This is a genomic window from Cupriavidus taiwanensis (assembly GCF_900250075.1).
GTDB lineage: Bacteria > Pseudomonadota > Gammaproteobacteria > Burkholderiales > Burkholderiaceae > Cupriavidus > Cupriavidus taiwanensis_C.
Genome location: NZ_LT977072.1, coordinates 18,216 through 30,709, shown reverse-complemented (window position 1 = coordinate 30,709; position 12,494 = coordinate 18,216). Strand labels below are relative to the sequence as shown.

Genomic DNA, 12,494 nt, shown 5'->3' with positions numbered 1-12,494 from the left:
CACCAGCGGCACAGCGGCGAAGCGCCGCCCCTACTGGCGCGACGCACGATGCTATATCAGGCAGCTCGCGCCCGACATCCGCAGCGCTGGTCGCGAGGGATCCGCAATTGGAAGCTGGATCCAGTGGTCTTCTTGAACCCCGAACGAACTGAGCAGGAAGCTAGCGAGCACCGGAAAGCAGCATAACGGCGGACGCGACAACTATCTTGACACACACCATAGGTGTAGGGAAGCACCCACCAGCGATATGCTGCCATCAGAAACGGCGAAGCTCGATCCCGTGCTTACGCAGCGCGTAGCCAATCTGCCGTGGCGTAATACCCAAGAGCCGGGCCGCTTTTGCCTGCACCCAGCCACAGCGCTCCATGGCCCAAATGAGTCGCTCTCTCTCGCTTTGAGGTCTATCGTTCCTGCTGGGCAGGGTAAATCTGGCGCTATCGTGACCTGCATCTACGGAGACGGCAGGAATGACCTCCTCACTCGCCGCAGCGTTTACCGATCGGCCCGGACGTACGGCGTCTTCTCGCTCGATGTCATGCAATCCTTGGGTTAGACACTTATCCATCTCACACAGGAATGAGAGCCGATCAATGGAATCGTGGAGTGCCATTGTCGCGGTCCTCTCAACGCAGTTCTCCAACTCACGCACGTTACCGGCCCAGTAGCAACCCGAAAGCACCCTCAATGCTCCCTCTGTGAAGCGCAGCGATCTGCCATTGTCACGGTTGAATCGATCTAAAAAGTATTGCGCCAAAGCCGGAATATCGTCGCGGCGCTCACGTAGCGGTGGCAGACGAATGCTTACCACGTTAATGCGATAATACAGATCTGCTCGGAACTCACCCTCTTTGACCATACGTTCGAGGTTGCGATTTGTCGCGACGATTAGCCTCACATCAACTCTTACGGGCATGGCCCCCCCGACGCGCTCAAACTCCCTTTCTTGCAGAACCCGCAATAACTTCGCTTGGAATGACGGCGAGATATCGCCAATTTCATCGAGAAATAGTGTGCCGCCGTGTGCTAGTTCGAATCTACCTTTCCGTTGGGATTGTGCCCCCGTGAACGCTCCCTTCTCATGGCCAAACAGTTCGCTCTCCAAGAGAGTCTCTGAAAGCGCCGCGCAGTTCACCGAAACGAATGGCTGATCATTACGCCGAGACAAGCTATAGATTGCGCGTGCGATCAATTCCTTCCCCGTTCCGCTTTCACCGCGCAAGAGTACTGTCGCCCTCGCCGGGGCGACTTGATGAACTTGCGCAAACACCCTCTGCATCGATGGGGAATCGCCTACCGCGTTTTCTATATTGCGCAAAGGGTGATGCTCCTTCTGTGGACGACGTCTACATACCTGTTCCGTGTTACCGCCCTTTTTCATCGCCTCGCGATTAAGCAGCAGCGCTTGCCCCATCGGCGCTGCAACAACTTTCATAAGTTGGAGATCGTTAGCAAAGGTGCGCGTTCCGTCTCGATTCTCACAAAATGCGACCAGCACCCCGAGCGGACGGCCCTCATGCCGGATAGGAGTCCCCAGGAGAGCGAGATGATCACCGTCCAATTCATTAGCAGGTCCGAAGCGGTCCGCGAGAAGATGTTCTTCGTGAATCTCAGGGACAATGACAGGCGAATCACTTGAATGAATGCGGCCCACGACCCCCTCATCGGGAAGAAAGCGTACGCGCTCGCGCCAGCCCTCCGAAAGTCCCGTGGAACAAAATCCAGCTAGATATCCACCTGGCTCCGCGACGGCTATGAAGGCGGAGCGCCATCCTAGCGCAGATGAAAGATACCGTAAGGATCTGTCCAACGTCTGCTCAGCATCCCGCGACGAAACTAGCGTCTGCACTACCTCGTACACCAAATCGAAATCGTTAGCACTCTCGTTAGCATAGAAATGCGGCATGGATTTAAACTCCCCGGGATAGCTCATCAAACGCCGTCAGCAAACACGACTTGGCCACAACGACACATTAGTTTGCTGCGCGCGATGGCAAGTTCGAACGACGCCGCCAGTGGGCGGACATCTACAATGTCAACAAACGGACAATATCGCAGTGGCGATGTCGGAGGGACACGGAGGACAACAACGCCCCTCTGTGCGCGCATAGGATACTAACTGAAAAAACGGCGCCTTTAGCACAATCCCTGCGTTTGACGCCGCTCCCGCATCGGGGTCGTCTATGCTTAACGCCTCATATGAGGGGTTGCACACCAACAGGAATAGAAAGCTCGCGAAGTATGGGTAGAGGCTCATCTGCGGGTGCACCGTAGTTCTGAAACTTGTGCCCTGCTGGATTGAAGGATCTCAATCCCCTATGACGGTGAATGCAATTGGCGCCTCTTGTGACTGCCCGGACATCGTTTATCAGTCAGACTTCTTCGCGTCAACACTAGCTAAACTTTTTGCCTCCTCCAATAGCACCTGGCGCATCCAAATGCTTGCTGGATCGCCGTTATGTAACGCAGGCCATTGAATAGCCTCAGTAAACGACGAAAGTGGCAGCGGTACATCGACAATCCTCAAAGGAACCACTTCGCCAAAATACTGAGCTAGTCGTAGCGGCAGCGTTGCGATGCGATCGGTACGGGACAGCATCGGTGGGATCAGGTCAAAGGTTGGAACAACAATCTCTTCACGTCTCTTGAATCCCAGCTCGAGGAGAAAAAACTCCTCAATCGAGGGCCGGCGTGATCGTCCGAACCTTACAGTCACGTGCCCCATCGAGATGTACTTTTCCAAAGCGATTCGTCGGGACAGCTGCTTATTTGTCGGACAACCTACGCACACAAGCTTTTCTTCAAAAAGGCGCGTTTTGGGATGTGTATCACTCAACAACAACTCCGGTAGTATCAGGAAATCAACATCGCCTCGTCGGAGCAATTCGCCAGGTTCATCGTCGGGAAAGAGCAGCTCGAAGCTGACGGAAGGCGCCTCGCATGCGACGCGCTTCATGACCTTCTTAAAGTAGACCAGGGTCATGAAGTCCGAAAGACAAATTCTGAAACGTCGCTTCGACTTAGATGGCTGGAATACGTCACGCGAGATGATCGAGAGCTGGACGTGCGATAGTGCTTCACGGACGGGACCGGCGAGTTCCATCGCTCGAGCAGTCGGAACGAACTCCCGCCCACGCATAACAAAAAGACTGTCGCTGAAATAGTCTCGCAGCCTCGCGACAGCTGCGCTCATAGCGGGCTGGCTTAGGTTGATGCTATGCGCCGCGGCGGTTAAATTCCGCTGCGTCATGAGTGCGTCAAGTGCGACGAGAAGGTTGAGGTCAAGGCCTTTGAAGCGCATATGGATCCATCCACATCATCGATGATTGAGATCGAAACAATCGATTGTACAAATTAGCGCCGCTGACGCAAAGTTGCGGCGGCTACCAATTAGCGGATCCCCGTGTCGCATTGCGGACAGCGCACATTGAGACCGAAGGCATAACGGACAACCACAAGGTAACGTAACGAATCATGGCTGAAAAGGTGCACAGCGAAACATCGGAACGTTTGTCTTGGCCGTCAGAAATTCGAGAACGTGATGCCAAAGTCAAACAACGTAAGGTTTTCCTTACATTCGATGACGGACCGAATCCGATATGGACACCGAAGATCTTGGACATATTGGGCCAATTTCATGTCCCAGGCACGTTCTTCGTTCTAGGTGCATACGCAGCGGAACATCCGGAACTAATTCGGCGAATGATCTCCGATGGACACGAAGTTGCCAACCACACGATGACGCATCTCGATCTGTCCCAATGCAACCGCGATGTGTTGCGACGCGAAATACTCGATACGAACGCGATCATCACCAAGGCTTCCCCTGGCCTAGCTGTGCGCTTCTTGCGCGCGCCGTATGGAGTATGGACTCCTGAAGTATGCGTCGAAGGAAAGAATGCGGGTCTGACACCGCTTCACTGGTCAGTAGACCCTCAAGATTGGGCACGCCCGGGTGTTGATTTGATTGTCGATACCGTGTTGGCGACCGTAGAGCCAGGGTCAATCGTGCTATTGCATGATGGCTGTCCACCGAACGAGTTGGCATCGCGCCCGTACACAGCATCACGAGAGCAAACCGTCAGGGCGCTTCCTCGGCTAATTTCGGCATTGAAGGAACGTAACTTTGTGATCAGCTCACTGCCCAAACTCCCCACACAGATCAATCCAGTACGGACGTCCTAGAACCTGTTATCCACATAGGCCACAAGACGAATGTGGTCCTCTACTACCCCTGAGTTGTCTTCGAGGGAACATTAATCAATATTTCATCTCGCCGGAGGTGCGTACGTCAGGAATTACTGACACGAGAAACAGAAAGTACTGAACGAAGTTCCCGCGTTTCCCGATTAGGGAGGCATTGCCCCTAACGCTAACATCAAATCAAGCAGCCGGCTCGCATCCCTCATATCTTGTACTGGCCGCCTCAGTTCCAAAATTGATACATCGGCTGTCGCGTGCTTCCAACCAAACGCCTTCGATATTAGCTCAAGTAGCGCCCATAACTTGTCTCGGATCTTCATCTGATTCTCTTTGCGGATCAGCGTAGTCTTGTAATATGAAAATTTCTTAACGCCCCCCTGACAAAACGACATAGATGAATATTCCGGCCGTAATTAACACGACTTCTGTCTTATTGTACGCACTCCTATCCACCATTTATAAGAGCGCACAGGTTCTGCATAGTCGACCAACACCGGGCACTCCTGTGCCGACCAATGTCCTTGATCCGGAATGGCGGCCAGACGTCGACGTTATCGTGCCCTGCTTCAACGAGGACCCGGCCACGCTCAGAGCTTGTCTTACTTCAATCGCAAAGCAGGAGTATGCCGGAGTATTGAATGTTTATGTAATTGATGACGGCTCAAGTAACCTTGATGCGTTGGGCGCGGTCTACCGGTCCTATGAGGAAGATCCGAGGTTTAACTTCATTCTCCTTCCGAAGAATGTGGGTAAACGTAAAGCACAGATCTCCGCAATACGTTCCTCGTATGGAGAACTCATACTTAACGTCGACTCAGATACGACGCTGGCCCATGATGTCGTAAAAAACCTTGTGCTCAAGATGCGGGACAGATCGATTGGTGCCGCCATGGGACAGTTGACAGCCAGTAATCGGAAGCAGTCGTGGTTGACTCGATTGATCGACATGGAGTACTGGCTGGCGTGTAACGAGGAGCGAGCGGCTCAGGGGAGATTTGGCGCCGTTATGTGTTGCTGCGGTCCTTGTGCGATATACCGTCGCTCCGCGCTTCATCCTCTTCTTGATAAATACGAGACCCAGTTCTTCCGGGGCAAGAAGAGTGATTTTGGTGAAGATCGCCATCTGACGATTCTCATGCTGACTGCAGGCTATCGAACCGAGTATGTTCCTAGCGCTATCGCGGCTACTGTTGTGCCAGATAAGCTCATACCGTATCTTCGGCAACAGCTCCGGTGGGCACGCAGCACATACCGTGACACGCTCCTCTCGCTACGTCTACTGCCCCACCTCAATGGCTTTCTTACGCTGGACACCGTTGCGCAGAACGTTGGTTCGCTATTGCTAGCGATCTCAGTCATCAGTGGCCTTGCACAGCTTGTGATGACGGCAACAATTCCTTGGCCGGCGTGCATAACAATTGCCTCAATGACGTTGGTTCGGTCCACCGTAGCAGCTATTCGCGCTCGACAGCTTAGGTTTTTGGGATTCTCGGCGCATACCCTGATTAACGTTTTCCTTCTACTTCCGGTGAAAGCCTACGCATTGTGCACACTAGGAAATAGCGATTGGCTATCGCGCGGCGAGGCCTTAAACAGCTCGCACGAGAAATCCGTCTATCCATCATCGGAATCCTCGGAAAAATATGCAGCTGGCGAAACTCATTCAACCTCTCATTCTGAAATTTCTGGTAAGAAATGTTTGCCTCCTACGTGCGTGACATCCGGAAATGAATTTTATACCGAGTAGGACAACTGGTATTACCCATCCAAGCTTCCTTCAGAAGACAACAACACACTTATATTTCGAGCTTCATGTCCACCGCAGCTATCGAGTTCTCCGGCGTTAGAAAGTCATATGGCGGCAAGCCTGTCGTCAATGATCTATCTTTTTGTGTGAAAACTGGCGAATGCTTTGGCTTGTTGGGCCCAAACGGCGCTGGTAAAAGCACGATTGCTCGAATGGTTCTGGGAATGGCAATGCCTGACGGCGGCACGATCACAGTCCTGGGAGAGCCCGTACCAATACGAGCACGCCGAGCTCGCGCCCGCATCGGCGTAGTTCCGCAATTCGACAATCTTGAACCAGGATTTACGGTACGCGAGAACCTGATTGTATTTGGGCGCTACTTTGGCATGACCACAGCCGAGATCGAGGCGGCGATTCCATCTCTGCTTGAGTTCGCACATCTTGAAACGAGATCCCATGCTCGCGTCACGGATCTATCAGGCGGCATGAAAAGGGCATTGACTATCGCGCGCGCGCTGATCAACGATCCGCAACTTCTGGTAATGGACGAACCTACAACCGGCTTGGATCCTCATGCGCGCCACCTGATTTGGGAGCGATTGCGCTCGCTGCTAACGAAGGGCAAGACTATTCTTCTCACTACTCACTTCATGGAAGAGGCGGAGCGGTTGTGCGACCAGCTTTGCGTAATAGAGGACGGACGCAAGCTCGTTGAGGGAACTCCGCAGAGTCTGGTCCAGAAACAAATAGGTACCGAAGTGCTAGAAGTATATGGCGGCAAACCACACGAGCTGCGTTCATTACTAGCGCCATACGGTCCCCGAACCGAAATAAGCGGCGAGACGCTGTTCTGCTACGCCTCCGATTTGGAACAGATTCGGGTATCTTTACGCGAGCTTTCGGGCCTGCGCGTCCTACAACGCCCCGCAAATCTGGAAGACGTATTCCTGCGGCTAACCGGACGTGAGATCAGGGAATAAATAATGCGTGATGTACTCATGATGACTTTGCCCGCGAACGCTTGGAACTGGCGCACGGTATGGCGCAGAAATTTCTTAGCATGGCGGAAGGCTGCTCTCGTTTCCCTAATTGGAAATCTTGCAGATCCAATGATGTATCTGTTCGGCCTTGGCTTCGGAGTTGGGGTACTGATAGATCGCGTTGAAGGATCTGCATATGTGGCGTTTCTGGCAGCCGGTATGGTTGCTGCGAGTGCAATGACTTCCGCAACTTTCGAGACAATCTATTCGGCCTTCTCTCGGATGCACACGCAGCGCATGTGGGAAGCAGTCCTGTGCACAAAGCTTACGGTTGGCGACGTCGTCCTCGGTGAAATGACGTGGGCGGCGAGCAAAGCCCTATTGGCAGGCACCGCGGTGGCTGCCGTTTCCGCAACGTTGGGATATGCCGATTTCTCGAATATCATTTTAATAATACCGGTCATTGTTTTAACGGGGTTCGCCTTTGCAAGCCTCGCTATGGTCCTTGTCGCGATTGCGCCGAGTTACGATTACTTTGTGTTCTACCAAACGCTTGTCCTCACACCGATGCTTTTCCTGAGTGGTGTAATTTTCCCAGTAGAGCAGTTGCCAGGGGCCCTTCATCTTGTTTCGAGAGCCCTTCCACTTTCCCATTCCGTCGAACTCATCCGCCCCGCGATGCTTGGACGCCCGTCGGCGAGTGTCGGTCTGCATGTGTCCGTACTTTGCCTTTACGCAATAGTGCCCTTCTTCCTATCGACAGACCTTGTTCGCCGGCGTCTGATGTCTTGATGATCCCATCGACACTTTGACCAGGTTCAATTTGAATATAGGTAAAATCTTCGTACCGCCGCTAACCACTTGATGTATATCTGTGAAACTCCTTAACGAAACCATGCCAACAGCCGCACCATTCGTAATCCTTGGGATGCCCAGAACAGGTACGCATTATCTGGAAGAATTGCTGAATTTGCATCCTAATGTGTCGAGCAATGGCGAATTGCTCAATCCGTACGATATGAATTGGCCAGATAATAGCCGACTCCTTCGTAGCGATAGGGACCTTCTTGAGCTAGCCTATCAACATTACCCCACCCGCTCTGGAAAGACGGCGCTCACGCACGTTGGCTGCAAGATCAACCAACCCCAGTTCCGCGAGCGGCCGGGATTCTTTGAAAACTTGATCGGTTGGCCACATCTTCGCGCGATATTTGTTCGCAGAAATTCTTTGGAGTCGCTGCGATCCCTCGTTCAGGCAAGGACAAGCGGTCAATGGCTACAGTACGGTACGTGCCACTCCTTGGCCGCCCCACCCACCGTAACGTTGACCATCGATGAATGCGAAGCCTACTTCAGGATCGCTGACGACTTCCACACTCTCGTCGCGAACTCCTTTCAGCGAGATCGGATGATGACGATCGACTATGAGGATTTGCTGCGCGATCCAGCCCCATGCCTCGACGCGATTTGGTCCTTCCTAGGAACATCGCCGCACGCATGCTCAGTACGCACGGCCCTTCGGCGTCAGGAAATGCGACCTCTGCAAGAGACGGTATCCAACTTCGTTGACCTAAAGCGCCATTTCAGCGGGGGGCCGCATACAAGCTATTTCGAAGCCTAGAATGGCTCAAACGATCGCACGAGCATGCGTATATTTTTGTGCCTCAACTTAGTTAATTGGTCGCCAGGTGACATTGGTTGACCTATTAACTCTTCCAATAGGTTACTTTTATGTCGTCGCCAAAAGTTCAGTGGAAACTGCGCTGGGAAAATGATCTTGAGCTCTCCGACCATTTAGAATTGGCTGAGTTTTTCAAAGCGACCTACGGCCCAACAGGGCCTTTCAATGCGAAGCCGTTTAGCGGCGGTCGAAGTTGGGCGGGCGCACGGCCTGAGCTCCGCGCCATAGCTTACGATTCGCAAGGGGTTGCGGCACACATGGGCGCACTTCGACGATTCATCAAGGTAAATTCAGCCGATGTGCTTGTGGCCGAACTAGGTCTATACGGAGTGCGCCCGGACCTTGAAGGATTCGGAATTAGCCATTCCATCCGTGCAATGTACCCCGTGCTTCAAGAGCTTCGCATACCGTTCGCTTTCGGGACGGTCAGGCACGAGTTGAAAACTCACTTTTCCCGATTGTGCCGACATGGATTAGGAACGATCATCGAAGGAATCCGCGTGCGCTCAACTCTTCCGAACGTCCACTTGGATTTGCCATCTACTCGGGTGGAGGATGTCCTCGTCGTGGTTCTGCCAATTTGCAGTTCGTTGCAAGAATGGCCAAGCGGCGAAACAATCGAACGAAACGGACCCGAGCTATGAAGACAGTTCTAGCCCTGGATTAATTGGTCGGCGACCTTCGAGAAAAAAGAAGCGTACGTTAGGGTCCACTATTAAGAACCGAAAGATTTGCCCATGCTTTCAAACCTAGAATCGCTGCGTCGTGAATTGAATACGGATGACCCCTGGCGCCTCGACACTAATCCTTACGAACACGAGCGTCACAGGCATATGCTTCGATTATCACTCGCGCAGGGCCGAGTCACTAATGCGCTTGAAGTGGGATGTGCTGCTGGGGCATTCACGGAGAAACTTGTGGACCACTGCCACCGGCTCACAGTCATAGACGTTGTTCCGCAAGCGATAGCTCGAGCTCGCGAACGACTGAAGGAGCCAGCGAACACTACTTGGATCGTTTCAGATGTCAAAGATTTCTCGACGCATGACAAGTTCGATCTAATCGTGGTAGCTGAGGTTCTCTATTATTTGGATAACCTTGCAGACATGCAATCCACGATCCGAAATCTCGCAGGAATGCTTGTGCCCGCGGGACAGCTGGTATTCGGATCGTCACATGACGACAGTTGCCGGAGATGGGGGCACATTGCTGGTGCAGAAACTGTGCTTGCTATGCTCAGAGAAGAGTTGACTGAAGTTGAGCACTTTGAATGCAAAGGACAATCGCTCACCGAGGGTTGCTCGCTAGCGCGATTTCGCAAGTTTCCGGACGAATCACAACACACACGTTTACCGAGTTAGAAAGAGGAAATAGCATGCGGATCTGCGGGATCAAGCTAACGCACGACGGGGCCATCGCCGTGGTGGAAGATGGGAAATTGGTTCTTTGCATCGAGCAGGAAAAGCGAGAGAACAATAAGCGCTATCAGGAAATCGAGAACCTTGAGGAAATTGCCCTCGTTCTGGCGGAACATGGGCTGAATGCTGTAGATATAGACCAGTTCGTCATTGATGGCTGGGACGGAGACGTGGAATCTAGATTCCACGTCCGTAGTGGATCTGTTCCGATCAGTCTAAAAGGCGCACCGTATGCTGAGAGCGACGCCAATGACCTCCTTGCCTCCCTTGACGGCGACGGTTTGGTGGTCGGCGAAGGTTCATTTCCGTACAAGAGTTTTCCCCATGTGTCAGGGCACGTAGCCGCCGCATACTGCACCAGCCCGTTTGCGCAAAAGGAGCAACCCGCCCTTTGTCTGGTTTGGGATGGCGGCATCGTCCCAAGGCTCTATCATGTGCAGCGTGATGGCGCGCGCCGCGTGGACTGCCTCTTCCCCCTAATTGGCCATATCTATGCGGCGGCGGGTCACTACTTTGGTCCCTATAAGAAACTTGGCGGGGCAGAATGGGATCTCGGCGTGGCAGGCAAGCTCATGGCTTATATTGGACTCGGATCCGTTGATGAAAATACCGTAGCTGAATTTCACAGTCTTTACGAAGAGTATTTCGCTGGTGACAGCGAGTTGGCGCGCAGCTATCGTGCGAATATTAGGGCACCTGAAGGCTCGTTAAAACCCGTCCGTGATTTTTTCCAAGCTAGCGTGCCCCGACTTGAAGGGAAGCTTCACCAGGATGTGCTTGCCTCCTTTCACGTCTTTCTCGAGCGCCTTCTCGTTCATGAAATCGGAATGGCACTGCAGCGCCATTCAATACAAGTGCCCCAAAACCTGTGCATCGCTGGTGGATGTGGGCTAAACATCAAATGGAATAGCGCATTACGTGAGAGTGGCTTATTCGCTGCAATATGGGTCCCTCCGTTCCCCAACGACAGCGGCTCGGCAATAGGTGCGGCTTGCTGTGCGATGGCTGCAGACCAGGGGTTCATATCGTTGGAATGGTCAGTGTATAGCGGGCCTTCCGCAAAACTCGGCGTCGTCCCTCCGGGATGGACCGCGTCTCCGTGCACGATTTCGGAACTCGCCCGCATACTTGCAGATAACAAGCCTGTCGTTTTTCTTGCAGGTCGTGCCGAATTGGGTCCTCGGGCTTTGGGCGGAAGAAGCATTTTGGCAGCCCCAACTTCGGCTGCAATGAAACGTCTTCTGAACGATGTCAAGCATCGAGAGCATTTTCGACCGGTGGCGCCAATATGCCTTGAGGATAAGGCAATGTCCATCTTTGAGCCTGGTACTCCAGACCCCTACATGCTCTTCGATCATCTAACGCGTAAGGAATGGCGCGACAAGATCCCTGCGGTCGTGCATCTTGACGGTACTGCTCGTTTGCAAACCATCCATAGAAGTTCTGAACATCCCGTAGCAAAGCTTTTGATCGAATATGAGAAGCTAACAGGTATTCCTTTGCTCTGCAACACAAGCGCGAATTTCCACGGCCGAGGATTTTTCCCCGACGCTGCTTCCGCTTGTGAATGGGGGCGCGTGGATCAAGTTTGGTTCGAGGGTACTCTTTGGAGGAAAACCGAAGGAAGCGTCACGACATTGAATGTGGACGAAGCAGTAATGTGTTCCAAAGGAGCATAGACCCGATAGTGGCGACATCGCTCCCGACGTAGCTCTGCATTTTAGGGCTAGACGTTCAACTACCTTTCGCCCAATTTACACGTAGACTTGGCAGGACGCGTTTGCAAGCCCGGGGCGCCCGTGTTGTTTGCGAAGTCCAATTTCACGCACGTATACGAAATATGATGAGCGATGCTCGCACTCCTTACCTTTACATCTACGACTTCGGAGTCGGTCCGGAATCGAGAGCGCAACTGCTTGGTCAGGCGCCGTCCATCCTCTGGTTCACAGGCCTGTCCGGAGCGGGGAAATCGGCAATTGCCGACCGGCTTGAGGCAGCCCTGCATGCGTGCGGCCGGCTCACGTACATTCTCGATGGTGACTCAGTCAGGCGTGGCCTTTGCAAAGATCTTGGCTTTGACAAGGAGGATCGACGCGAAAATGTTCGGCGCGTGGCTGAAGTTGCCAAACTGATGGCCGACGCCGGCATCGTAGTGCTTGTATGTCTTATCTCACCCTTCCATTCCGACCGAGAGCTTGCTAGGTCGATCGCGAAGAAACATGTCTTTGCTGAAGTTTACGTTCACGCACCGTTGGCCGTAGCGGAGGCTCGCGATCCTAAAGGACTATATCGACTTGCCAGACGGGGGGCGATCCAAAACTTCACCGGCATAGATTCGCCATATGAAAAACCAACGAGTCCCGATGTCTTCATCGACACATGCACCATGTCTATCGATGAAGGAGCCAATATGGTATTGGAATGGCTGTCTCGTCATTAAATATGTTGAGAAGGTTGGAGTTTGATAG

The 12,494-nt window shown here is 53.0% G+C and carries 11 protein-coding genes; 9 read left to right on the top strand and 2 right to left on the bottom strand.

Annotation, left to right across the window (positions count from 1 at the left end; genetic code table 11):
• Positions 1-256 precede the first annotated feature (256 nt).
• Complete coding sequence (gene nifA, locus CBM2588_RS28915; protein WP_115684019.1) at positions 257-1,903, bottom strand: nif-specific transcriptional activator NifA; 1,647 nt, start codon at positions 1,901-1,903, stop codon at positions 257-259.
• A 462-nt stretch (positions 1,904-2,365) separates the two neighbouring features.
• Positions 2,366-3,298 carry a LysR family transcriptional regulator gene (locus CBM2588_RS28910; protein ID WP_115683803.1) on the bottom strand — a complete coding sequence of 311 codons (933 nt, stop codon included), beginning with the start codon at positions 3,296-3,298 and terminating at the stop codon, positions 2,366-2,368.
• Positions 3,299-3,471: 173 nt separating this feature from the next.
• On the opposite strand from CBM2588_RS28910, the gene nodB reads away from it, so the two are divergent.
• From nodB to cysC, 9 genes are all read left to right on the top strand, one after another.
• Positions 3,472-4,182 (top strand): chitooligosaccharide deacetylase NodB, encoded by a 711-nt coding sequence (gene nodB, locus CBM2588_RS28905; protein WP_115683802.1) that lies wholly within the window; start codon positions 3,472-3,474, stop codon positions 4,180-4,182.
• 412 nt (positions 4,183-4,594) lie between these two features.
• Positions 4,595-5,947 carry a chitooligosaccharide synthase NodC gene (gene nodC, locus CBM2588_RS28900; RefSeq protein WP_115683800.1) on the top strand — a complete coding sequence of 451 codons (1,353 nt, stop codon included), beginning with the start codon at positions 4,595-4,597 and terminating at the stop codon, positions 5,945-5,947.
• Between the two features lie 65 nt (positions 5,948-6,012).
• Positions 6,013-6,927 carry a nodulation factor ABC transporter ATP-binding protein NodI gene (nodI, locus tag CBM2588_RS28895; protein WP_115683799.1) on the top strand — a complete coding sequence of 305 codons (915 nt, stop codon included), beginning with the start codon at positions 6,013-6,015 and terminating at the stop codon, positions 6,925-6,927.
• 3 nt (positions 6,928-6,930) lie between these two features.
• On the top strand, positions 6,931-7,719 hold the full coding sequence (locus tag CBM2588_RS28890; protein ID WP_115683798.1) for an ABC transporter permease: 789 nt from the start codon (positions 6,931-6,933) through the stop codon (positions 7,717-7,719).
• Between the two features lie 103 nt (positions 7,720-7,822).
• A complete protein-coding gene (locus CBM2588_RS28885; RefSeq protein WP_115683797.1) occupies positions 7,823-8,548 on the top strand; it encodes a sulfotransferase in 726 nt (241 codons plus the stop codon).
• Positions 8,549-8,658: 110 nt separating this feature from the next.
• The gene (locus tag CBM2588_RS28880; RefSeq protein WP_115683796.1) at positions 8,659-9,252 is read left to right on the top strand and encodes a NodA family N-acyltransferase; all 594 of its coding nucleotides are present in this window, start codon (positions 8,659-8,661) and stop codon (positions 9,250-9,252) included.
• Positions 9,253-9,345: 93 nt separating this feature from the next.
• Entirely contained in the window at positions 9,346-9,969 is a 624-nt protein-coding gene (nodS, locus tag CBM2588_RS28875; protein WP_115683795.1) for a nodulation methyltransferase NodS, read from the top strand.
• 14 nt (positions 9,970-9,983) lie between these two features.
• Positions 9,984-11,705 (top strand): nodulation protein NodU, encoded by a 1,722-nt coding sequence (nodU, locus tag CBM2588_RS28870; protein WP_115683794.1) that lies wholly within the window; start codon positions 9,984-9,986, stop codon positions 11,703-11,705.
• A gap of 164 nt (positions 11,706-11,869) precedes the next feature.
• Complete coding sequence (gene cysC / locus CBM2588_RS28865) at positions 11,870-12,466, top strand: adenylyl-sulfate kinase (RefSeq protein WP_231942336.1); 597 nt, start codon at positions 11,870-11,872, stop codon at positions 12,464-12,466.
• The last annotated feature ends 28 nt before the right edge of the window (positions 12,467-12,494 follow it).

Excerpts from the sequence above, each read along its gene's own strand:
- CBM2588_RS28910 (WP_115683803.1), bottom strand. The coding sequence starts at position 3,298 with ATGCGCTTCAAAGGCCTTGACCTCAACCTTCTCGTCGCACTTGACGCA.
- nodC (WP_115683800.1), top strand. The coding sequence starts at position 4,595 with ATGAATATTCCGGCCGTAATTAACACGACTTCTGTCTTATTGTACGCA.
- nifA (WP_115684019.1), bottom strand. The coding sequence starts at position 1,903 with ATGCCGCATTTCTATGCTAACGAGAGTGCTAACGATTTCGATTTGGTG.
- nodS (WP_115683795.1), top strand. The coding sequence starts at position 9,346 with ATGCTTTCAAACCTAGAATCGCTGCGTCGTGAATTGAATACGGATGAC.
- cysC (WP_231942336.1), top strand. The coding sequence starts at position 11,870 with ATGAGCGATGCTCGCACTCCTTACCTTTACATCTACGACTTCGGAGTC.
- nodB (WP_115683802.1), top strand. The coding sequence starts at position 3,472 with ATGGCTGAAAAGGTGCACAGCGAAACATCGGAACGTTTGTCTTGGCCG.
- CBM2588_RS28885 (WP_115683797.1), top strand. The coding sequence starts at position 7,823 with ATGCCAACAGCCGCACCATTCGTAATCCTTGGGATGCCCAGAACAGGT.
- CBM2588_RS28890 (WP_115683798.1), top strand. The coding sequence starts at position 6,931 with ATGCGTGATGTACTCATGATGACTTTGCCCGCGAACGCTTGGAACTGG.
- CBM2588_RS28880 (WP_115683796.1), top strand. The coding sequence starts at position 8,659 with ATGTCGTCGCCAAAAGTTCAGTGGAAACTGCGCTGGGAAAATGATCTT.
- nodU (WP_115683794.1), top strand. The coding sequence starts at position 9,984 with ATGCGGATCTGCGGGATCAAGCTAACGCACGACGGGGCCATCGCCGTG.
- nodI (WP_115683799.1), top strand. The coding sequence starts at position 6,013 with ATGTCCACCGCAGCTATCGAGTTCTCCGGCGTTAGAAAGTCATATGGC.